The 20,961-nt window shown below is 70.4% G+C and carries 19 protein-coding genes and 1 pseudogene; 14 read left to right on the top strand and 6 right to left on the bottom strand.

What is annotated here, in order from left to right; genetic code table 11:
• Positions 1-3: 3 nt before the first annotated feature.
• The 6 genes from ACFWI4_RS05100 to ACFWI4_RS05125 all read left to right on the top strand — a co-directional run bounded on the left by ACFWI4_RS05100 (position 4) and on the right by ACFWI4_RS05125 (position 8,802).
• Entirely contained in the window at positions 4-4,647 is a 4,644-nt protein-coding gene (locus ACFWI4_RS05100; protein ID WP_387191196.1) for a beta-ketoacyl synthase N-terminal-like domain-containing protein, read from the top strand.
• 179 nt (positions 4,648-4,826) lie between these two features.
• A complete protein-coding gene (locus ACFWI4_RS05105; RefSeq protein WP_385403406.1) occupies positions 4,827-5,069 on the top strand; it encodes an acyl carrier protein in 243 nt (80 codons plus the stop codon).
• Positions 5,070-5,072: 3 nt separating this feature from the next.
• Complete coding sequence (locus tag ACFWI4_RS05110) at positions 5,073-5,894, top strand: alpha/beta fold hydrolase (RefSeq protein WP_387191119.1); 822 nt, start codon at positions 5,073-5,075, stop codon at positions 5,892-5,894.
• A complete protein-coding gene (locus tag ACFWI4_RS05115) occupies positions 5,891-7,174 on the top strand; it encodes a glycosyltransferase (protein ID WP_387191121.1) in 1,284 nt (427 codons plus the stop codon). Before ACFWI4_RS05110 ends, ACFWI4_RS05115 begins: the two co-directional genes overlap by 4 nt.
• A gap of 158 nt (positions 7,175-7,332) precedes the next feature.
• Complete coding sequence (locus tag ACFWI4_RS05120; protein ID WP_387191198.1) at positions 7,333-8,370, top strand: class I SAM-dependent methyltransferase; 1,038 nt, start codon at positions 7,333-7,335, stop codon at positions 8,368-8,370.
• 111 nt (positions 8,371-8,481) lie between these two features.
• Positions 8,482-8,802, top strand: coding sequence for a hypothetical protein (locus tag ACFWI4_RS05125; protein ID WP_387191123.1), 321 nt, complete (start codon positions 8,482-8,484; stop codon positions 8,800-8,802).
• Between the two features lie 100 nt (positions 8,803-8,902).
• Here the strand turns inward: ACFWI4_RS05125 and ACFWI4_RS05130 are convergent, their stop codons facing one another.
• Positions 8,903-9,127 carry a hypothetical protein gene (locus ACFWI4_RS05130; protein ID WP_387191125.1) on the bottom strand — a complete coding sequence of 75 codons (225 nt, stop codon included), beginning with the start codon at positions 9,125-9,127 and terminating at the stop codon, positions 8,903-8,905.
• Here ACFWI4_RS05130 and ACFWI4_RS05135 point away from each other — a divergent pair.
• Positions 9,126-9,554, top strand: coding sequence for a hypothetical protein (locus ACFWI4_RS05135; protein WP_387191127.1), 429 nt, complete (start codon positions 9,126-9,128; stop codon positions 9,552-9,554). The two genes, ACFWI4_RS05130 and ACFWI4_RS05135, sit on opposite strands and share 2 nt — an antisense overlap.
• A gap of 235 nt (positions 9,555-9,789) precedes the next feature.
• Here ACFWI4_RS05135 and ACFWI4_RS05140 read toward each other — a convergent pair whose 3' ends face one another.
• Positions 9,790-10,098 (bottom strand): hypothetical protein, encoded by a 309-nt coding sequence (locus ACFWI4_RS05140; RefSeq protein ID WP_387191129.1) that lies wholly within the window; start codon positions 10,096-10,098, stop codon positions 9,790-9,792.
• Positions 10,099-10,493: 395 nt separating this feature from the next.
• Positions 10,494-10,952: a hypothetical protein gene (locus ACFWI4_RS05145; RefSeq protein ID WP_387191131.1), complete on the bottom strand. Its 459-nt coding sequence runs from the start codon at positions 10,950-10,952 to the stop codon at positions 10,494-10,496.
• Between the two features lie 33 nt (positions 10,953-10,985).
• Here ACFWI4_RS05145 and ACFWI4_RS05150 point away from each other — a divergent pair, with 33 nt between their 5' ends.
• Entirely contained in the window at positions 10,986-11,384 is a 399-nt protein-coding gene (locus tag ACFWI4_RS05150; RefSeq protein WP_387191133.1) for a DUF6234 family protein, read from the top strand.
• Positions 11,385-11,417: 33 nt separating this feature from the next.
• Here ACFWI4_RS05150 and ACFWI4_RS05155 read toward each other — a convergent pair whose 3' ends face one another.
• Positions 11,418-11,855 carry a DUF4259 domain-containing protein gene (locus ACFWI4_RS05155; RefSeq protein WP_387191136.1) on the bottom strand — a complete coding sequence of 146 codons (438 nt, stop codon included), beginning with the start codon at positions 11,853-11,855 and terminating at the stop codon, positions 11,418-11,420.
• 828 nt (positions 11,856-12,683) lie between these two features.
• Here ACFWI4_RS05155 and ACFWI4_RS05160 point away from each other — a divergent pair.
• The 4 genes and pseudogenes from ACFWI4_RS05160 to ACFWI4_RS05175 all read left to right on the top strand — a co-directional run.
• Positions 12,684-13,208, top strand: coding sequence for an SMI1/KNR4 family protein (locus tag ACFWI4_RS05160; protein WP_387191138.1), 525 nt, complete (start codon positions 12,684-12,686; stop codon positions 13,206-13,208).
• Between the two features lie 445 nt (positions 13,209-13,653).
• The gene (locus ACFWI4_RS05165; RefSeq protein WP_387191140.1) at positions 13,654-14,829 is read left to right on the top strand and encodes a hypothetical protein; all 1,176 of its coding nucleotides are present in this window, start codon (positions 13,654-13,656) and stop codon (positions 14,827-14,829) included.
• A gap of 510 nt (positions 14,830-15,339) precedes the next feature.
• Positions 15,340-15,807: a hypothetical protein gene (locus tag ACFWI4_RS05170; RefSeq protein ID WP_387191142.1), complete on the top strand. Its 468-nt coding sequence runs from the start codon at positions 15,340-15,342 to the stop codon at positions 15,805-15,807.
• A 602-nt stretch (positions 15,808-16,409) separates the two neighbouring features.
• Positions 16,410-16,694 (top strand): annotated as a pseudogene (locus ACFWI4_RS05175) (tyrosine-type recombinase/integrase); the annotation flags it as partial.
• 276 nt (positions 16,695-16,970) lie between these two features.
• Here ACFWI4_RS05175 and ACFWI4_RS05180 read toward each other — a convergent pair.
• A complete protein-coding gene (locus ACFWI4_RS05180) occupies positions 16,971-17,495 on the bottom strand; it encodes a hypothetical protein (RefSeq protein WP_387191200.1) in 525 nt (174 codons plus the stop codon).
• 1,226 nt (positions 17,496-18,721) lie between these two features.
• Here ACFWI4_RS05180 and ACFWI4_RS05185 point away from each other — a divergent pair.
• Together ACFWI4_RS05185 and ACFWI4_RS05190 are read left to right on the top strand one after the other, a co-directional pair.
• Entirely contained in the window at positions 18,722-19,114 is a 393-nt protein-coding gene (locus ACFWI4_RS05185; protein ID WP_387191144.1) for a DUF6176 family protein, read from the top strand.
• Positions 19,115-19,441: 327 nt separating this feature from the next.
• Positions 19,442-19,762 carry a hypothetical protein gene (locus ACFWI4_RS05190; RefSeq protein WP_387191146.1) on the top strand — a complete coding sequence of 107 codons (321 nt, stop codon included), beginning with the start codon at positions 19,442-19,444 and terminating at the stop codon, positions 19,760-19,762.
• A 186-nt stretch (positions 19,763-19,948) separates the two neighbouring features.
• On the opposite strand, the gene ACFWI4_RS05195 is transcribed toward ACFWI4_RS05190, so the two are convergent.
• Positions 19,949-20,905 carry a diacylglycerol/lipid kinase family protein gene (locus ACFWI4_RS05195; protein ID WP_387191148.1) on the bottom strand — a complete coding sequence of 319 codons (957 nt, stop codon included), beginning with the start codon at positions 20,903-20,905 and terminating at the stop codon, positions 19,949-19,951.
• Positions 20,906-20,961: the final 56 nt, after the last annotated feature.

The raw sequence follows: 20,961 nt of genomic DNA on the forward strand, positions 1-20,961 counted from the left end.
GGCATGGCGGTGCTGATGCCGGGGGCCCGGGATCTGGAGGCGTACTGGCTGAACCTTCGGGACGGCGTGGACGCGGTCGGAGACGTGCCGCGGGGGCGTTGGGACGCCGGGTACTACCGCCCCGGCACCGCCTCCCAACCGGCGGTCGCCGATCAGGTGTACTGCCGCAGGGGCGGTTTCGTGGACGCGCTCGCCGAGGTGGAGGTGACCCGGTTCGGGATCATGCCGAACTCGGTGGCCGGCACCGAGCCCGACCAGCTCATCGCGCTGCACGTGGCCGCCGCCGCCCTCGCGGACGCGGGCGGCCCCGACCGGCTTCCCGACCGGCGGCGCGTCGGCGTCGTGCTCGGCCGGGGCGGCTATCTCACCCCGGGCCTGGTCCGGCTCGACCAGCGGGTGCGCACGGCCGGACAACTGGTCCGCACCCTGGGCGAGTTGTTACCCGAACTGACGACTGGTCAACTCGACCGTGTGCGAACGGCGTTCACCGACCGGCTCGGCCCCGACAGTCCCGAGTCGGCGATCGGCCTGGTGCCCAATCTGGCCGCATCCCGGGTGGCCAACCGGCTGGACCTGCGCGGCCCCGCCTACACCGTGGACGCCGCCTGCGCCTCCTCCCTCGTCGCGGTCGACCAGGCGGTGGGCGAACTCTCCTCGGAGCGCTGCGACCTGATGCTCGCCGGAGGCGTCCACCACTGCCACGACATCACCCTGTGGAGCGTCTTCTCCCAACTGCGCGCCCTCTCCCCCAGCGAGCGCATCCGCCCCTTCCACCGGGAAGCCGACGGCCTCCTCGTCGGCGAGGGCACCGGAGTCGTCGTCCTGAAACGGCTGGCCGACGCCCGGCGTGACGGAGACAGGGTCTACGCGGTGATCCGGGGGACCGGGGTGGCGAGCGACGGCCGGGCCGCCGGACTGGTCAGCCCCGACCCCGGCGGTCAGGCGAGCGCCGTGCGGCAGGCGTGGCTCGCCGCAGGACTCGACCCGGCCGCGCCCGGCTCGGTCGGGCTGCTGGAGGCGCACGGCACCGCGACCCCGGCGGGCGACGCGGCCGAACTGGCCACGCTCGGCGCGGTGTTCGGACCGGCGGGAGGATCCGACCGAGACCGTGCGGTGATCGGCTCGGTGAAGTCGATGATCGGGCACACCATGCCCGCCGCCGGGGTGGCCGGGCTGGTCAAGGCCGCCCTCGCGGTGCACCACGCGACGCTGCTGCCGACCCTGCACTGCGACGACCCGCATCCGGCACTGGCCGCGACCCGCTTCCGCACGCTGGACAAGGCCGTTCCCTGGGAGGTCTCGCCCGGGCACCCGGTGCGCCGGGCCGCCGTGAACGCCTTCGGGTTCGGCGGGATCAACGCGCACGTGGTGCTGGAGGAGGCACCGGCGCCCGTCGCGTCGGCGCCCGCCCCGGCAGCCGGACGCCCGGCCGTGCGGGTCGCCGAACCCGAGCGGGTCCTGCTGCTCGCCGCGGACGGTCCCACATCGCTCGCCGCCCTGCTGGACGCCGACGACGCGGCGGTACGCGCCGCCGGACTCGACCCCGCGCTTCCCCATCCGGCAGCGGGCCCGGCCCGGCTCGCCGTCGTCGACCCGACCGCCAGACGGCTGACCCTGGCCCGCCGGGCGGTCGGCCGGGGCCGCGCCTGGCACGGCAGGAGCGACGTCTGGTTCCGGCCCGGCCCCCTGCTCGGACCCGGGCACGGCAAGCTCGTCTTCGTCTTCCCCGGCCTGGAAAGCGAGTTCTCCGCCCGCGTCGACGACGTGGCGGCCCACTTCGGACTGCCCCGGGTGACGCCCGGCGGCGACCCCGTCGGAGACGTGGGCCGGCACGGCCTCGGCGTGGTGGCCGTGGGACGCCTCCTCGACGCCGCGCTGCGCCGCCTGGACGTCGTGCCGGACGCGGTCGCCGGGCACAGCGTCGGCGAGTGGACCGCGATGACCGTGGCCGGGCTGTACTCCGGGGACGAGGTCGACGCCTTCATGGCGGACTTCGATCCGGACACGGTCACGGTGCCGGGTCTCGCGTTCGGCGCCGTCGGCGCACCCGCGGAGCGCGTACTGGCAGCGCTGGAAGCGGAGTTCAGGGACAGCGGCCTGGTGCTCTCGCACGACAACGCGCCGGGCCAGTCGATGGTGTGCGGGCCGGACGGCGCGGTCGAGGAGTTCGTCCGCTGGTTCCGGGCCCGGGGCGTGCTCGGCCAGGTGCTGCCGTTCCGGTCCGGCTTCCACACGCCGATGCTGGCGCCCTACCTCGGGCCGATCAGACAGGCGGCGCGACGGTTCCGGCTGCATCCGGCGACCGTACCGGTGTGGTCGGGGACGACCGCGGCACCGTTCCCCGAACGGGAAGCGGAGGTACGGGACTTGTTCGTCCGGCACCTGCTGGAACCCGTGCGCTTCCGGCAGTTGACCGAGGCGATGTACGCGGCGGGGCACCGGGTCTTCGTCCAAGTGGGCCCGGGGCAGTTGGGGTCGCTCGTCGGCGACACCCTCGGCGACCGCGACCATCTGACCGTGGCCGCCAACTCGCCCCACAGGACCGGCCTCGCGCAGTTGCGCCGGGTGGCGGCCGCGCTGTGGACGACGGGGGCGGCCGTCGCCCCCGCCCTGCCCATCGGGGCCCGTACGGACACCACTTCAGGAGCCGGGGCCAGGTCCGCCGGCGGCCGCGCCGGATCCGGCAACGGTGGCGCGCCGGTGGGGCGGCCGCCAGTGCGCCTCGACCTCGGCGGTGCGCTGATCTCACTCGACGGCCCGGAACTCGACTCCCTGCGAGCAGAGTTGAGGGAGACCTTCCCCGCTTCCGGAACCGGTACCAGCACGAGTACGAGTACGAGCACCCGATACGCGCCGGATGCGCCAGGTCCGCTGGCCGGGCTCACCGACCGGTTCCCCGGCGCCGCCGAACTGGACGCGCTGCTGCGGGACACCGCGGACACGGCGGCGGCCCTGATCGCCGCACGGACGGCCCGCCGCGCCGCCGTCACGCCCGCTCCTCCCGCCCCCGCCGCAGCACCCGTCGCCGAGGCGCGAACGGCGGTCGGCCGCGCGGCGACGGACACCCCCGTACGCACCTCGGTCGTCCACGTATCGCCGGAGACCATGCCGTACCTGCTCGACCACTGCTTCTTCCCCCAGCGGGCCGGCTGGCCTGACGTGGCCGACCGCTGGCCGGTCGTCCCGGCGACCACGATCGTGCACCACCTGATGGACGCGGCCCGGCGAGCGGCGCCGGGCAGGGTGCCGGTCGCGGTGCACGGCGCCCGGTTCGAGGAGTGGCTCACGGCCACCCCCGCCGTCGACGTCCAGGTGACGGCGGAACCCGTGGCACCTGACCGCCTGACCCTCTCCTTCGGCCCCCGGGCCCGCGCCACCGTCGAACTCGCCGCCGGCTACCCCTCCCCACCGCCCGCCCGTTGGCGCACCGACCCCGCGAGCGAACGCGCGCCCCTCCACACCGCCGCGCAACTGTACGGCGAGCGCTGGATGTTCCACGGCCCGGCGTTCCAGGGAGTCACCGAACTCACCGCGCTCGGCGAGCGGCACATCCGCGGAATCATCACCACCCCGGCGGCGCCCGGTGCCCTGCTGGACAACGTCGGCCAGATCCTCGGCTACTGGATCATGGCGACCCGCTCCGAGCGGACGGTCGTGTTCCCGGTCGGGATGCGGGAGATGCGCTTCCACGGCCCGCACCCCGCCCCCGGGACGAAGGTGGCGTGTCTGGTGCGGATCACCTCCCTCACCGACACCGTGCTGGAGGCCGACGTCCAGCTCTCGGTGGCGGGCGCGGTCTGGGCGGAACTGCGCGGCTGGCAGGACCGCCGGTTCGACAACGACCCGCACACCCGGCCCGTGGAACGCTTCCCCGAGCGCAACACCCTCTCCGAGGCCCGTCCGGGCGGCTGGTCCCTGGTGCACGAGCGGTGGCCGGATCTGGCCTCGCGCGACCTGATCATGCGCAACTCGCTGGGCGGACAGGAGCGTTCGGAGTACGCCGGCCACGCGCCGCGCGGCCGACGGCAGTGGCTGCTGGGCCGGATCGCGGCAAAGGACGCCGTACGGCGATGGCTGTGGGAACACGGCGAGGGCCCGGTGTTTCCCGCGGAGCTGCGGATACGCAACGACGGCACCGGCCGCCCGTACGTCACCGGGGTGCACGGCCGGGAACTGCCCCCGCTGGACATCTCCCTCGCCCATCGCGGCGAGGCGGGCGTGGCGATCGTACGGCCGCACACGCCCGCTCCCGGTCCCGGCATCGACATCGAGGAGGTGACGGCCCGCGACCCGCAGGCGATGGCGACGGTGCTCGGCGCGGACGAACTGCGCCTGCTGCGCACGCTGTGCGCAGCAGGCGGCGGCACCGAGGCACTGTGGTTCACCCGGTTCTGGGCCGCCAAGGAGGCGGTCGCCAAGGCCGAGGGCACCGGCTTCGGCGGACGGCCGCGCGACTTCGCCGTACTGGAGGCGGTACCGGCCGGGGACGAACTGATCGTCTCGGGACGCCTGGAACGCGCGTACGAGGTGCGGTGCGCGCCCGCCGCGAACCCGCCCGGACTGACCGAACGGGCCTATGTCGTGGCCTGGACCACGGGCCCGATCGGACCGACGGGACACCCCGACGAGGAGGAGTACGCCCCATGAAAGCCACCCCCCACCCGGCTGACACCACCCCCCACCCCGCCGACATCGCCACCGGCCCCGCCGAGGTCACCGCCGGCCCTGCCGACGTGCCCGTCCGCCCCACGGCCACGGCCGCCACCCCGCACATCGCCGAAGCGGACCTGGTCCTCGCCGAGATCGCCGGGCTGCTCGCCCGGATCATGGAGGACGAGTACGGCCTCGACGACGTCGAGATCGGCATGGCGACCACGTTCAACCGCGATCTGGAGCTGGAGAGCATCGACCTGGTGACGTTGTCGGGACTCCTGGAGGAGCGGTACGGCGGGCGGGTCAACTTCGCCGAGTTCCTGGCCGGGATGGAGTTCGACGAGATCATCGAGCTCACCGTGGGACGGCTCGTCGCCTACGTCGTGACCAGTCTGAAGGCGGCGGAGGCGAGCTGACGCATGGCGATGGTCGATGCCGGTGGACTCCGGTTGCACGTACAGCGGATCGGCCCCCGGGACGGCAGGGCGGCCACCGCGACCACGGTACTGATCCACGGGCTGCTGACCGACAGCCTGGCCAGCTACTACTTCACCGTGGCGCCGGCCTTCGCGGCGGCCGGCCTCGACGTGGTCATGTACGACCTGAGGGGCCACGGCCGCAGCGAGCGCCCGCCCGACGGCTACACCCTGGACCACAACATCGACGACCTGCGGGCGCTGCTCGACCGGCTGGCGGTGACCGGCCCCGTGCACCTGGTCGGCAACTCCTACGGCGGCACGATCGCGTTCGGCTTCGCGGTCCGTCACCCGGAGCGGGTGGCCGGCGTGACCCTGATCGAGTCCGAACCGGCCACCGCCGCCTGGGCGTCGAAGCTCGGCGGCATCCTCGACCGGGTGATGGGCCAACTGGCGCACAACGAGCCCGACGCCCTCGCCTGGATCACGGCGAACCGTGGTCACAACACGGCCCGGCTGGCCCGGGGCGCGGCCCGGCTCGCGCGGGACACCACCCTCGGGAGGGACATCCCGGCGAGCCGTGTCCTCACGGACGACCAGATGGCCGCGATGACCCGTCCCGTGCTCGGTGTGTACGGGGGTGACTCCGAACTCGCCGAACTGGCTCCCTGGTTGCGGTCGTTGCTGCCGGACTGCCGGACGGTGGTGATCCCGGGGCACGAGCACTCGGTGCTGGTGGAGGCGGCCGGGACCGTGGGCGGCCACATCCTGGCGCTGATCCAGGGGAGTTCGGCGTCCCGAACCGTGGGGGCCGAGGCCCGGTGAGCGGATTCCTTTTCGTGGTACCGCCGTTGGTCGGGCACATCAACCCGGCCGTCGGGGTCGCCGAGGTGCTGCTGGCGCGCGGGCACCGGGTGGCGTGGGCCTGCGCCGACCCCGGTCTCGTCGGACGTCTCGCGGGCGACCGGGCTCCGGTGTTCCCGTGCGCCGGGCCGGTACCGGGGGTGGGCGAGGCACGGCGGCCGCCCGGCCTGCGGGGGCCGGAGGCGCTGAAGTTCCTGTGGGAGTGGTATCTGCTGCCGCTGGCCGAGGCCATGGCGCCGGGGGTGCGGGCGGCGGTGGAGGCGTTCCGTCCGGACGTGGTCGTCGCCGATCAGCAGGCGTTCGCCGGTGGGCTGGTCGCCGAGCGGGCGGGGCTGCCGTGGGCCACCTCGGCGACCACCTCGGCCGAGTTCTCCGACCCGCTGGTCGGACTGCCGCGGGTCAGGGAATGGCTGGCGGAACGCCTGGCGGACCTGCGCGGGTCCGTCGGGGATCCGGCGAGTGACAGTGATCCGCGGTTCTCGCCGCATCTGGTGCTGGCGTTCAGCACCAAGGAGCTGGCCGGTCCGCCCGCCGCCGCGCGGGGCGGCCCGGTCCGCTGGGTCGGGCCCTCGATCACGGCCAGACCGGCCGCGGCGGGCTTCCCCTGGAGCTGGCTGGACCCCGGCCGGGCCGTGGTCCTGGTGACCCTCGGCACCGCGAACGCGGACGCCGGCGGGCGCTTCCTCGCGGTCTGCCGGGAGGCCCTGCGGGAACGGGCCGACGGGGTGCAGGGTGTCATCGTCGACCCGGGGAACACGCTGGGCGCGGACGCCTCCTGGTCCGCGGGTGCCGACCCGTCCCCTGACGGCACGTGCACCGAACCGTCCCGGGACGGCACGGGGGCTCCGCACGGCCCTCGGCTCTCGCCCGGCCTCGACAAGGACCTGCTGGTCCTGCCCTCCGTGCCTCAGCTCGGCCTCCTCGCGAAGGTCGACGCCGTGGTCTGCCACGCCGGTCACAACACCGTGTGCGAGGCGCTGTGGCACGGGGTTCCGCTCGTGGTGGCGCCCATCCGGGACGACCAGCCGGTGGTGGCCGGGCAGGTGGTGGACGCGGGAGCCGGCGTCCGGGTCAGGTTCGGCCGGGTGACCGCCTCCCGGCTGGGCGGCGCGCTCGACGCCGTACTGCACGAGCCCGGGCACCGTGCGGCCGCCGAGCGGATCGGTACGGCGTTCCGGGCCGCCGGCGGAGCGCCCGCGGCGGCGGACAGCCTCGAACAACTCGCCTGGGAGTACCGATGAGTGAGCAGCAGGACCGCGCGACCGCACCATCCGCCGGGCGCCCGGCGGGGCAGGCGGAGGAACCGGTCGGGGAACCGGCAGAGGAACCGGTAGAGAGACAGGGACCGGTCGGGAAACCGGTGGAGGAACCGGTCGGGGAGCCCAGCCGTGCCGAGCGGGTGGCTGGGCTCCGCCCCCGCTATCTGGCCGACCTGGCCGAGGGAACGGACCGCTTCTTCGAGCCGCCGCGCACCACCTGCCCCTGGTGCGGCTCCGGCCGGCTGAGCACCCGACTGCGCACCACCGACCTGCTCCAGCACAAGCCGGGCCGGTTCGTCCTCGACCGGTGCGACGCCTGCGGGCACGTCTTCCAGAACCCGCGATTGAACGAGTCCGGGCTGGAGTTCTACTACCGGGACTTCTACGACGGGCTCGGTGAGAAACGACTCGGCGACACCTTCGGCGGCCGCACCGCGATGTACCGCGACCGCGCCGAGTCGATGCTGCCGTACGACTCCGCCCCGAAGACTTGGCTCGACGTGGGCACCGGGCACGGCCACTTCTGCGCGACCGCCCGTGAGGTGCTGCCGGGGACGGTGTTCGACGGTCTCGACTTCACGGACGGCGTCGAACTGGCCGCCCGCGAGGGCCGGGTGGAGCACGGCTACCGTGGCGCGTTCCCCGAACTGGCACCGGAGCTCGCCGGCCGTTACGACGTGGTGAGCATGTTCCACTACCTGGAGCACAGCACCGATCCCGACCGCGAACTGAGGGCCGCGTGGCAGGCGGTGCGGCCCGGCGGCCATCTGCTCATCGAGGTCCCCGACCCCGAGAGCCGGTACGGCAGGGTGCTCGGCCGCTGGTGGCTGCCCTGGCTCCAGCCGCAGCACCTGCACTTCGTACCGGTCGCCAACCTGCGCCACCGGCTGGCGGAACTGGGCTTCACGGTGGTGGCGGAGCAGCATGCCGAGCCGCACGATCCGGTGGACCTGCTCGCCGCCGTCTGGCTGGCGCTGGACCACACCGCTCCGCGCGAGGACGCGCCCTGGCTTCCGAGGCCGCCGGGCGCGCTGCGCCGGGCCGCGCGCACGGCCCTGCTCGTCGCGGGGATCCCGGCCCTGATCCTGGGCACCCTGCTGGACCGCTTCGCACTCCGCCCCCTCTCCCACCGACTGGGCGTCTCCAACGCCTACCGCCTGGTGGCCCGCCGAAACTGACCCGCACAGGGCCCCGGCCGAGCCTGGCGTGGGGAGGACCAGGGGGCGTACCCGTCCGTCCGCCAGGAAAAGCGCTGGTCGCGGGTGCGGGCCGTACGGGACCCTGTGCACATGCCTCGACGCCTCATGTTCGTGCAGTTGAAGTCCGGTCATGACACCGACCGTGGAACGTCGTGGATCGGGTGGGTGGACTTCTCGAAGACGTGGAGCACCGCGTATTTTCACGGAAGGACACTGCGGCGGGCAGGCGGGATGTCCGACGCGAACTTCTACGACACGCAGACCCATGAGGAGTTCTGGGTCTCCGGACCGAAACGGGACCGCACCGACACCCGCTACGGCCCCGCCAGCCCGAGAATCGAGCCGGACGCGGTCGAGACCTACGACGCGTTCCTGGACGGCGCGCCCCTGCCGGGCCGGGAGAACGGCTGACCCCAGCCTCGCGGGTGAGGCCGCCTGGTCCTGATCAATCAGAATGCCAGCCACCATGGCCGCCGAAGAGCACAACAGGCCCGCCGTGCCTTCCTTCCTCTCATGTGCCACGGAAGTTGCGAGGCTGATGGACCTCGGGGATGCCGCCGACGTGCCGGAAGCACGCCGCGCGCGGCACCTGGCCCATGCGGTACGCAAGCCGCTGCTCGAACGCGCCCACCTGCACTGCGGTCTGGGCCGGCTCCTTCGGCGGGCAGGTCGGGCCGTGGTCGGCAGCGGGATCGGCGAGGGCGATCGCGGACGGAATCGAGGATCTGTTCCACATGAGGAACTGGCTGGCAAGGCTGCTCGGGAAGGAGCGGCACCGAAGTGCGGAAGAGGACCCGGCGGCGGTCTCGTCGCCGGGCCCGGTGTGGAGCAATCCGGAGATACCGGACGAGGAGCGCGCGGTTCTGCTCGTACGCCTCCTCGAAGACCCCACGGCACGCGAGGACGATCAGGAGGACGCGGCGTCGGATCTGGAGTTCCTCTCCGGTCCGTTCGTCGAGGCGGCCTTGATCCGGGCCATCCGGGACGGCGGCTTCAACAGCGACGTGGCCCAGGCCTCCGCCGAGTCCCTCGCCGGCATCTGGGCCAGGGAGGGCCGAGTCGATGCCGCCTTCCTGGCGGAACTGCGCGGCACGGCGAAGGAGTTGATGTTCGGCATCCTCGGCAAGCGTGCCCCGCACTTGCTGCCCCCTGGGGCCCTCTAGAGATCTTCAACGCCTGGGGATGCGGCGGTTGGCGGTTGTGCCCGGCTCTGCCTCGTTGTTACCGGCCGCCTAAAGGCCGTAGCGCTTGCTTCCGCTCCCCGGCTCCCCGGCTCCCCGGCTCCCCGGCTCCCCGGCTCCCCGGCTCCCCGGCTCCCCGGCTCCCCGGCTCCCCGGAAAGTCGAGCCCGGCCGTGTACGGATGTTGTAGTTGCGGTACGCCGCTACGGGTACTGCCGTCACGGCCCGTGCAGTTCGGTCTCCCAAGGCTCGAACGGTGGCTCCACGCGGTAGCTTGGATCGCAGTACGAGCGGACCCACTGCGCGGCACGGTATTGGGCGTCCCCTCCATTCAGAACGTCTCCGCTTTCGTCCACCTGCAGGACGTTGGTGAAGATCGCAAAGACCTGCTCCAACGGAGAGCCGAACGCCATGAGCCGAGGCCGATAGTCAATGCCCTCGAGGAGATCCACGTCGAGGGTGCCATTCGCGAGGTAGAAGGCGAAGAAGCGCAGTGATGCGCGAACGTCTACGGGAAGGTGATCCACGAGGACATCATCCGTTGAGCTTGGCATCGGAGCCTCATCCTTGTCAGATCAATCGCAGAAGGCTGTCGATGCCGGTCGACCGGCCTGACGCCACGCGTGCCCAGGTATTCACCGCCGCCGCCCGGTGCTCGGTATGGATCCCCGCCGAGCGGTGTGCGGCGCTCTGCACACGGTGGGCACCCGACTATGCGGGCATCCCAGGCCGCCTCGTTGACCACCCGCACCGGCAGTCCTGCACCGTCGGAACTTCCGCACCCCGCAACGGGGATGGTGGGCGACGGGCCTGCTTCCTGCCCTGATCCGGCCGGTGCAGGGCGTTCCGCCGGTCTGCTCCCGCCGGGACAGGTGGCGACGCAGGCCCAACAGTCTTCACGGCGACAAGGCCCTGACTACAACTACCTTCGGCGATGGATACGGGGACGTGGCATCACACCCAGGATCGGATCGCCCGCAAGGGAAGGAACTTCGGCCAGGGGCTCGACCGGCACCGTTGGACCATCGAACGCACCATGGCCTGACTGGCCGGATGCCGACGCCCGCGCCGCCTCCCGCTGAGTGTGTCGCTGCAACAGCTCGACCGCCAGGTCATGGCCGTAGTGGACGGCCAGATCCATGGGCGCTGTCCCGTCGGGCCCGGATAGCTGCGGATCAGCGCCGAAGGCCAGCACCACCGCCGTGGTGTGCACAGTCAGCGGTCTACCGCTCTGCAAGGCGCCATCGCCTTCCGCGTCGATGGCGTGCGTGAGGAGCGTCATGTCGTGGCACACCTCATCGGGGTCGACTCCCTTGGCCAGCAGTTGAGGCACCTGGCCGGCGCATTCCGCACCGCAAGGGAGTTGAGTACGGGTACTCATGTGCGTCACCGCCGGGTTCGGCACCATGCAGCCATGACGAAGACCGCCTTAGCGCCGAAACGGCGACGCCCCTGGTCGCACCGAACACCCCTGCGCCAGGACCTTGCCATCGCGATCCCGCTGCTCCTCGCGGGGACCGCGTGGCTGGCGAAGGACTGGGTGCTCGATTTCGGCCTGGAGGTATGGGCCGCGCAGGGCAACCAGGCGGACATCGATGCTGCCGGCCTCGCGTTCATGGGCAGGCTGCGGGTGCTGCTGGTCACCGTACTTGTTTTGGCAGTTCTCGCGGGACTCTTCCGTGCGCCTTGGACGGTGACCGCGCATCTGATGGTGGCTCTCCTGGCCGCCGTGGTGCTGGGGCATGTGCAGCAAGAGTGGGATCACGACCATGCTCCGCCGGCTGGGTGCGTCCGCTACGGCCCGAACTGCTGAGAAGGCCAGCGGTTCGGCTCGAGCTGGAGCAAGTCAGACTTCGAACAGCGCGTCCCCGTGCGCCTGAGGCGTCGGATCGAGGACCTGGCGCAGCCGGCAAATGCTGTGGCGCCACCGGCTGCCGTCTTCTGCCTCTCCCCAGAGTTCGGATAGCTCGGATTCGTCTGCGAGAACTCGGTCCAGGGCCTCGACTGCCAACCGGCTGAGGTCTGGCGGCAGGCTCGGCACGGGCGCATGGGGGCCGTAATGGGGACCGACCGGTTCGCCACCTGGACATCGCGCGGCGATCAAGGCAGCCGCGGCTACGGCTTCCTCGGCGTCGGGCACCTCTAGGTAGTCCCGGTTGTCTGCGGCACACATCAAAACCTTGCGGATCAGGGCTTCGCGCGCGCCTTCAGCAGCGTCGTCCAGGTCGTTGGCGAAGTCTGCGGCAGTGTCGTTTTCGAACGGACCGATGTCCCAGGTACCCATGGCGTCCCTCTCAATTGACTGTTCGGGATCTTTGCACCGACGACTGACATTGAGACAAAGTGCTCACTCCGTCCCCGCCGAACGACCGTGGCAGCCCCGGAAACATCAGCTTGGGAAGCTGAGGTGTTTTGAGGCTTGCTCCGAGTCTGACCTGCGGCGAAGGGCGTCGACGACCCAGTGAGCGGTCCGTTGGTTCCCCACTGTTCCCCGTGACTCCCTGCCGAATCTGGCACGCGCCTGGCACGCGCCTGGCACGCGCCTTCTCCCTTTAGATGATCACGAAGTTGGCTTCACCACATGACCCAAGGCGACAAGGCCAATTCCGACCACTGTCAACGACGGATGCTGGAACCCGCCGCATGCAACGAGGAGAGCACCCGCTCCCCAGAGTCTCGGCTGGCGAACGTGGCGCTGTAGCCGGCCCGGCATGTGCCCGAGGAGAAGGCCATGCAGGCCGAGCACGACACACACGAGCCAGAGTGTCCCGACCAGAATCAGCAGCGGCAGCAGGGAGCCAGCGAATGATGTCGACATGGTCGCCCCCCCGTGAGCTGGTTGCTCGTTCTCCTCACGGAAGTCTGGCACGTCGGTGCGGGCAAGAACCGTTGGACCTCTTCGTCCCGAACTATCGGCTGGAAGGTCATTGAGGTCAGCTGGGCTGGTCGGTCGGGCCTCGAGGAACGTTAGCGGTCAGCTGCGGTCGTGGTGGTTGCTGTACTTCGCTGCTGTACAGCGGCACCGGTGGCCTTGGGGGCAGGAGACAGTCGCTCGGAGGAGTCATGGTGCACGATGTGGCGTCGGTGGGTTCCGCTGGGTGGATGGGGAGTCATGTCGTCGCTCGACCGCCTCAGCGCGCTGCTGGGCGAACCGGTGACCTGGGGTTGGGCCAGGCCGGGACTGTGGACTGTGTCTGAGCGGTATCTCGGTGTCGAGCTGCCCTCGGACTACAAGGCGTTCCTGGATCTGTACGGGCCTGGGAGCATCGACGGTTACCTGTCGCTGAGCCGGCCTCTGGAAGCCGATGCCACAGAGTTGGATCGGTTGTGGTCGCTGGAGGACGGGCGCCGGGCACGGCTCAGTGCCCCGGACCTGTATCCGTACCCCTTCCACCCCGATCCTGGCGGCCTCATCTCCTGGGGTTCGGACGAGCACGGCAGCGAGTACTACTTCCTCGCGATCGAGCCGAATCCTGCTGAGTGGCGCATCGTCGTCAGCAGTGAGTGCAACAGCTGGTTCGAGACCGCGGGCACCTTTTGCGACTTCCTCGTACGCTGCTTCGACCGCATCGACCGGCCGCCTTTCATGGCCCGTGCTTGGCCCGCCTCTCATGCCCGCTACCACTCCGACGTCTGAAACGGCGCTCGCGTCGCCCACCCCGCGATGCGGCTGACATCCGCTTTAGGAGTCCGATCCGAGTTCGCTCCGGCCGCCGTCAGCTGATGGTGCGACGGCTGGACAGAGGCGCTGGTGTACGTACCCGTCCGGCGTCGTTGATGTCAGCCATGGATGTCAGAAGCCTCCCGACCCGCGCCCCCAAGAAGATCGGCCTCGACCGGCCTTCCACGGACGGACGCGCGCGACGGTGCCCGACTCACTGCGCCTGTGAGCCAGGTTGTGGCCGCACCTCGGAATCCGCCCTGAAACCCGGTACAACCCTGGGCCTGCCGGACCTGTCCTCACAGGCAAAGGCGATGCACCCGGGCTCGCCGGCACGTTCGCGGCGCCTGCCCCGCTCTGTCCGGCCACGTTCGAAAGGGAACACGTGATCAGACGGACCGGGCTCGGTCGGGTATGTGCGGTGACAGCTGCCGTGTTGGGCGGGGGACTGCTCCTGGGCGTGCCGGTGACGCACGGGCCCGGGCAGGGGGACGCGGGGTTACTGCCCGCGGGAAGCAGTCACGCCCTCCGGACGGAGAGTGCGGAAGACGAGGACGGACTGACGCTCGACCGTCTGGAACAGGACGGTGGCAAGCTCATCCGCGCAGGGTCGACATTTCATGTGCGGGGCGGGTTCACCTATCGCGGTGAGCGGGCGCTGCGGCAGATCGCCGTCTCCATGACGGTGTCCGAGGGGATCTCGTTCGCGACGGAGTACAGCAACTGCGAGTACGGGACCCAGGAGCCGTTTTCCCCGGAGCTCCGGGGGTCTCGCCAGGCGGTGTGCCTGATCGACGCGCGGGTCGAGTCCGGCGAGTCCGTCGACCTGACACCCGTCGCCCTGAAGGCGGGCGGTCTGGCCGCGGGAGGAGCCGTAGACATGACCGTGGGAGAGGCCGAGAAGAGGGGCTGGTCCGGCCTCAAGTGGCGGGACCGGCATCGGGGTCGGGGCGAGGAGCTGACCCTCGCGCGGCGCACCGGCAGCGTGCCGCCCGCCGCCCGCCAGACCGCCGGCACATACAGCATTCTGTTCGTGTCCATGGACAACCCGTGGGATCTCGAGGTGAGGGGCGCCGTGCCCAAGGGCAGGAAGGGCGAGACGGTCACGGCCGACCTGGCCCTGGACTTCCACGGCGCCAACGTCACGGCCCAACACAGCACCGAGAACGACGACCCGTTCGCCAACGTCGAGGTGCGGCTCCCCAAGGGGGTGACCGTGCTGAGCACCCCGAAGAAGTGCAGTCTCACCTACCTCAAGGCGGTGAACATCTATACGTGCAACTACGGCTTGTACACCGACGGCTTCGACGAACCCCTGCTCCGGGACGGATTCCACATCGCCTATCCCTTCAAGCTGCGGATCGACGACCCGTCCAAGCTCACCGGCGGCAGCATCCGTGTCGTCGACGCCGAGAAGAGGCCGCTGCGGGGCGACGCCGACCCTAAGAACAACACCGCTCCCATCACCACCGGCACGGCCGACGACTCCGGTGCGACAACCTGGACCGTAGCCGCGAGTGCTGCAGCCGTGGCACTGACCGGGCTCCTCGCCGCCACCCTGATCCGCACCCGCCGCGCCCGCCGACGGACGGACTGACTCCACCCGGCAGGGTCCGCCCCCGCTTTTGGACGCTCTGGGGTTCCTCAACTCACCTTCGCTGACCGGCACCTGCGCGAGTGCTCTCTGCACCGCCTCTGAGCAGGGCCGGCGCTGTTGTCGGCTGTCGTCGTCTGTCGGCGTCGGCCACGCTCGGACGGCCCACAGGCAGCCCCATGGATAACCCCAGGGCCGCCAGTGCGCCCCTCGATGCGAGGTCCTGAATGGGGCTGAATGAGACGGGAACTGAGACGGGCGGCTCTACCCGGCAGGCTGCGGCCCCACGGGAGGAAATGCGTGGACCCACCACCATGCAAGGGGATAGGTTCCGTGTGGTCATGCGTCGCCTAGCGGCCACGCGGAGTGCTGAGGCGGTTTGTACTACTGCCGTAACAACCACTGCCGAACTCCGGCAGGCACGCGCGCCCGGGTGCCGGGGATGCCACTCTTTCCACCTACGGCCCGTCAGGTCGGGCCAGTCAGAGGGGGAGTCTCTCCACGATGCATCGCATGCGCGCCGCCGCGGCCGTTCTCGCCGCCGCAGGGCTCGTCACCGCCACCCAGCTCGGTCTCGCCGGCACGGCATCAGCCGCGACCCCGGCTGCGACGAGCACCGGCTGCCCGGTCAGCCTCGTCTACCCGGCGAGGTTCTACGTCGACTCGCACGGTTGGGTGACCAACGGCGGTCTGTACTTCGGGATCAAGAACAAGAGCACGACCAAGAACTTCACGAAGGTCACGCTCACCGTCACGGACGTCGCGAACATCCGCTTCGGCACGGCCACGCCCAAGAACGGCCGGGTCACCAACAAGACGTCGATGACGGTCTCCGTGTACACGGGGACCCTCAAGCCGAGCAGCAGCCTCGGCGTGAAGGTGCACACACACCTGCTCAACACCCACAGCTACAAGGTGAAGTTCGCCCTCCACGGCACCGGCTGGACCTGCGCCGTGAACCAGGGCACCTGGGGCGTCTGACCCCAAGTGCCCCTTCGGTCCGCAGGGCGTCGCGGGGCGCTGTCCATCGTCAGGACAGCGCCCCGCGAGGCACAACGGCTTTGAGGTCTGGCCTCATCTCTATCAGGTCGATCACGACGCCTTCCGAAGCCTGCGTTTCGCCGGTGGAGCGACTCGACGCCGGCCGCTGAAGTGCGTCGGAATCCGGCTGTGTTCGCGTCTGTTGGTGTCAGCCGCTGGCGTCAGACATCGGTGGCCCACTTGACGGTTGTCCTGGCCGGGGAGTACAGGCGCCGCTCAATTTGCATCGCCAGCATGACGAGCCTTAGCGAACACTCCAGCCCCGTCGGCGCAGCGCGGGCGGGGCGGGCCGAAGGCCGGAGCGGCGCCCGCAGCGGAGCCGGGAGCGCGCCCGGCGGAGCGGAGCGCAGCCGGGGCTCGATGAAGTAGGGAAAGTTCTACCGCGCCGCGATCATGAACCAAGGTCGTGGCCTGTCGGCTCCGTGCTCATCTCGGCTACCGTTCCATCCGAGCCTTATGCGCTGGACACACCCCAAGGGGCGGCGGACCTCGCCGAGTCCCTACTCCCTCCGCTCGGGAACCGCTGGCTGCACACTCAGGCCGTGGCCGCTCGGGCGCAAAGGGGCGCCCCCGAGCCGGCGCGCCACCTGGCCGAGCACGCGCAGGCAGGCCGCACCGGGCTCGTCTTCATCGGGGCCCGCGGTGGTGTCCTGCGGCGGAACAACTTCCGGCGGATCTGGCTGCGCACAATCGCCTCGACCGGGCTCGGTGACGTCCACTTCCACGATCTCCGGCACACCGGCAACACCCTCGCCGCCACCGGCGGCGCCACCACCCGGGAGCTGATGCAGCGCATGGGCCGCTCGTCGGTGCGGGCCGCACTGGTCTACCAGCACCTCGTCAACGGGCGCGACCACGAGATCGCCGACTACGTGGACGGTCAGATCAGGAAGGTGAAGCGGCCTCCGCGCGGTCCATCTGGCACGGGAGTGGCACGGCGGCACCGAACGGTCCGAAACGACAGCGTGGGATGTCAGCGGAACAACTCCGGCGCTGGACAGATCTCCAAGGGATCGTCGCCCGATCCGCGCTGTTCCGCCAGGCGTGCCGACAGGTCAGTCGGCCCCGCAGGTACAGCGGCGATCCGGCAGGGCAGAGCAAATTCACCCAGGCGTCGCGATCCGCGGCGAGGAATAGAGGAACTGGCGCTTGCCCAGGGGTTGTTGCTCGACCTTGCCGTACCACAGGAGGACGCCGTGACGCCGCTCCCAGAAGAACACGTACACGCCCTTGACGATCCGATCCGGTACAAAGAAGAGCGCCCAACCGAAGGCCCAGGGACCCCAGAGCAGGCCGAAAACCAGGGACACCAGCGCAACGAAGACAACGAAGGGTCCGGCGAAACTGCGGCGCATGGACTCACGCGGGGTGGGGAGTATCGCCTCGGGGTCGGTCAGGGGGACTGCGCTCTCAAAATCGCGCTTCTCGCCGATCAGCCAGCGCGATCGGGTCGAAACCGCCATCAGGCCGAAGAGCGCGCTGGCCCCTAAAATGCACAAAAGAGGAAGCGCCTTGCGGCTGTCGGCCTGCGGCAGTCCGCGCACGCCGAGGACCACAGGCGCGGTGACGGCCACGGCGACCCCCACCTCGACGATCGCCGCCAATTGATGGTGAACATAGCGCACCACGGCATTCCCCCTCCGCACGCGCCTGCCCGGGACGGATGCAGGACTCACTATGGACAACGTGCGCCCCTCGGTAAACCGCACGTCCCTCTCGGTCCTATACCGGCATGCGTCGTTGACCGCCCGTTCGCACCGCATTGGCGGAACCGTGACTTCGACATCGGACTTCCTGGGCGCGCGAGTGACTTCCGAGCCTCGAGACGAACGCCGGCCCAGGCCGGGGGCCGTCCACGACGAGGCCATGACCGCAGGCGCACGGTTTCCAACTGTGTTGGTGGGGCCAGGGCTTCCGAACGGGGTCGCTCCCCTGCCTTCATGGGCGGCCGGCTGCGGGGGCGGCCATCGCGCCGGTCTCACCTGAACGGCCTTGAACGACGCCGAATGAGACGGAAACCGAGACGGGCCGGCCAGTCGCCGAGCCGCCTCGTGGCGGCGCGACCTGTTGATCCGTAGCTCTAGATAGATCGGTCAGTGACGGTCGTACAGGCCGCGCTTCGGTTCTACATGGACGCTACGGGGCCAGACCGGTTGCTGTGGTTGCTGTATTTCGCTGCTGTAGGGCAACCGGCTCCACCTCATCGCTCCTGTTGCCGTCGTCTACGACGCAACCCCTTGGCGCTAGCGACGGCGACGAAGAAAGTGCCGCCCACGGTCATAGGGAGCTGAGAGGCGAAGGGCCTCAGAGGGGGATGTTCAAGGAAGTTCCGGTCGAATGCAATACCGGCCAGGGCGGCTGTCAGTGTGCTCGACCACAAGAGCAGCACGAGCAACCACGTACTCCGGGTGCTCAGCCGTGAAGTCATTGGATCATCATGCACCCGACCTACCGCCGACGAAAGCCCCCCTCGCTTCTACTACCTGGCTGTGCGTGGGCGACAGACCGTCTCGGATTTCGCGCCGGGTCGCCAGTTTGGAAGATCGCGTAACCGGATGCCGAGTCGCGAGGGCCGAGTCAGCCGACGGGCGCCACCCCTCGACCGAGGGTGACGCCCCGCAGGGATGCCGCCTTTGAGGTCTGGCCTCATCCTTATCAGGTCGATCGTGGTCCCCCTGGAGGCCGGAGGGATGCAAGCCTCGCCAGGATGGCGTGACCGATGGAGGCCGCGCTCCTCCGGCTCGGTCCATCTCTGTTGGTGTCAGGTGCTGATGTCAGGCGCCCGGGCCTCTCTTGACGGACCGCCCATAGAGCGCAGGTCCCTCGGAAGAGCGTTCTGACAAACTGCCCGCTCATGAGTGAAGATCGCCCTGCGGGCATCCCGTCCGGTCTGGTCGTTGAGCTGTCACGTGCCAAGGTCAAACCCGGCGCCGAGGCTGAGGCCGACCGATGGATGCGCATGCTCAATGACCGACTCGACGAATGCATAGCCACGCTGGATCGCGAACGGATGGCGATCGAGATCGTGTTCCGGCTACGAGAAAACGGCGAGGATCACCTGTTCTGGGTCACCGTGAGAGGTGAGGACGGGGCAGGGCTGGACCACAGTCTTCCCATCGATCGCGATCACATCGAGCATGCCAAGCGGACGAAGGAACCAGGCTGGGTGGAAGCTGAACCACAGGTGCTCATGCTCCCGGAACCAGTGCGAAAGGCGGTGTTTAGCTGGGCACTGCGAGACGGGTAGTTCCCCGCTCAGTCGTGGCCGACAGTCCGCCCTCGCCATTTCCCGCCCGGTGCCGGCAGCCTGCCGCTGACGACGTTGAGAGGTTGGCGCGGAGTATCGCGACACCTTGACGGGACTGCGGAATCGGCCGGGCGGTCTCCCGATCGCTGTGCCTGACACATTGCCAGCCGAGCACGCCTTCACCGGGACGGCGCCAGTGGAGTCACTGACCTCGGTGACCGCGCGGCGGAGGGCGTTTTCGTCGACGCCTGTAGCGTGGACGGGAGTTCGTCTGTCCGGATGTTCTTCGGGCGGCGGCTTACGACCTGCGAGAAACGGGGAAACGAAGTGTTCGGCAAGAAGGAAGTACATCTGATCGCGCTCAGCGATCTCGACGACGCACGGGACGCGGTGCGCCAGGCCCAGGCGGACGCTTCCGCGGAGGAAGCTCCCGGGTTGCTCCGGGCCGCGCGGATTCTGGACGAGTTGGCGGAGCGGGGCGGGGAACCGCGGGTCCGGTGGGCCCGGGGGATCCTGGAGCGTGACGGCGTGGACCCGGTCACCCATGAAGTGGCGGCGGTACGGGCCCTGCGCCAGGAACTGCCGGGACTGAGCCTGGTCGCGGCCGTCGAGCTGGCACGGGAGGCCAAACCCGCTCAGCAGGCCTGAGGGACCTCCATCAGGATGGCGTAGCGTTCCCGACAGACTTAACTCTGTACCTGGCCACTTGCGCGTCCGTGAGCCCCGTCGGGATCCGTTCCCTGCGGGGCTCTCGTGCGCCTGGACCGCGTACCGGTGGCGCCGACCGAGAGCGGGCGTAGGAATGGTGCCGGGTGCGGGGCGGGGGTTCGCCGGCTATGCCTCGGGCGACGGTGCCACCACACGTAGGGCCCCCGGCAGCACGTCCAGCGTGAACCGCTCCCCCGGAGTCTCCAGTACGTCACCGTCGTACTCGAAGACCAGCGGCCGGCCGTCGGTGCGTTCGACGGTGATGCTGCGGCCGCGGGCGTAGACCACTCCCTCGCGGCCGACGTGGCCGCCGTCGCGGGAGAGGGCCGGGAGTTCGCGCAGCGGGAGGGCCGCGCCGACGACGCACACGTCGAGGAGGCCGTCGTCCATGACGGACTCCGGCAGCAGCTTGAACCGGCCGCCGCGGTGCCGGCCGCCGCCGATGTTCGCGAAGACGGTCGGGCCCTCCTGCACCACCTCGCCGTCCACGAGGACCCGGCCCGGGTACGGGGTGAACGTACGGAGGGACGCGGCGACCGCCTTCTCGTACCGTTCGCGGCCGGCGTCGGTGATGCCGCGGGCCGTGATGAGGGACTGGGCGACGACGCCGGTGGACGCGCCGAGCAGGGCCAGGGCCCCGTTCTCCGCCACGCGCGCCAGGTCGATCGCACGGAAGTGCGCAGCCGTCAGGGCGAGTTCGAGGGCCTCCTGCCAGGGGCGGTCGGCCCAGATCTCGCGGTAGAAGGAGTTGCCGGTACCGGCGGGGAGGATCAGCAGGGCGGGCGACGGGGCGGACGCCGGACCCGAGCCCGGGCGGGTCGCGGAGCCCGCACCGTCCGCCAACCCCGCCGCCACGTCGTGCGCCGTCCCGTCGCCGCCCAGCGCGACCACCAGGTCGGGACCGCCCGGCGCCAGCGCCTCTGTGGCCAACTTGCGCGCCTGGCCCGCGTGTTCGGTGACCGCGAGGGTGACGGTCAGGTCCGCGTCGGCGAACCGGCGCCGCACCGCCTCCGCCGTCGCGGGCAGGTACGTACCCGAGGCGGGGTTGGCTATCACCAGGACCGATGTGAACGGGGCGCTCATGACGACGGGCACTCCAAGCCGGGGTGGACAACACAGCGGCGCCGCCGGGGTCCGGC

It is taken from the genome of Streptomyces sp. NPDC127038 (assembly GCF_042725875.1).
In the GTDB taxonomy this organism is placed as follows: domain Bacteria; phylum Actinomycetota; class Actinomycetes; order Streptomycetales; family Streptomycetaceae; genus Streptomyces.

Bases quoted from the DNA above. Each gene is read 5' to 3' on its own strand.
- ACFWI4_RS05155 (WP_387191136.1), bottom strand. From the start codon at position 11,855: ATGGGTACCTGGGACATCGGTCCGTTCGAAAACGACACTGCCGCAGAC.
- ACFWI4_RS05150 (WP_387191133.1), top strand. From the start codon at position 10,986: ATGACGAAGACCGCCTTAGCGCCGAAACGGCGACGCCCCTGGTCGCAC.
- ACFWI4_RS05125 (WP_387191123.1), top strand. From the start codon at position 8,482: ATGCCTCGACGCCTCATGTTCGTGCAGTTGAAGTCCGGTCATGACACC.
- ACFWI4_RS05160 (WP_387191138.1), top strand. From the start codon at position 12,684: ATGTCGTCGCTCGACCGCCTCAGCGCGCTGCTGGGCGAACCGGTGACC.
- ACFWI4_RS05100 (WP_387191196.1), top strand. From the start codon at position 4: ATGGCGGTGCTGATGCCGGGGGCCCGGGATCTGGAGGCGTACTGGCTG.
- ACFWI4_RS05110 (WP_387191119.1), top strand. From the start codon at position 5,073: ATGGCGATGGTCGATGCCGGTGGACTCCGGTTGCACGTACAGCGGATC.
- ACFWI4_RS05145 (WP_387191131.1), bottom strand. From the start codon at position 10,952: ATGAGTACCCGTACTCAACTCCCTTGCGGTGCGGAATGCGCCGGCCAG.
- ACFWI4_RS05170 (WP_387191142.1), top strand. From the start codon at position 15,340: ATGCGCGCCGCCGCGGCCGTTCTCGCCGCCGCAGGGCTCGTCACCGCC.
- ACFWI4_RS05130 (WP_387191125.1), bottom strand. From the start codon at position 9,127: ATGTGGAACAGATCCTCGATTCCGTCCGCGATCGCCCTCGCCGATCCC.
- ACFWI4_RS05105 (WP_385403406.1), top strand. From the start codon at position 4,827: ATGGAGGACGAGTACGGCCTCGACGACGTCGAGATCGGCATGGCGACC.
- ACFWI4_RS05195 (WP_387191148.1), bottom strand. From the start codon at position 20,905: ATGAGCGCCCCGTTCACATCGGTCCTGGTGATAGCCAACCCCGCCTCG.
- ACFWI4_RS05185 (WP_387191144.1), top strand. From the start codon at position 18,722: ATGAGTGAAGATCGCCCTGCGGGCATCCCGTCCGGTCTGGTCGTTGAG.
- ACFWI4_RS05135 (WP_387191127.1), top strand. From the start codon at position 9,126: ATGAGGAACTGGCTGGCAAGGCTGCTCGGGAAGGAGCGGCACCGAAGT.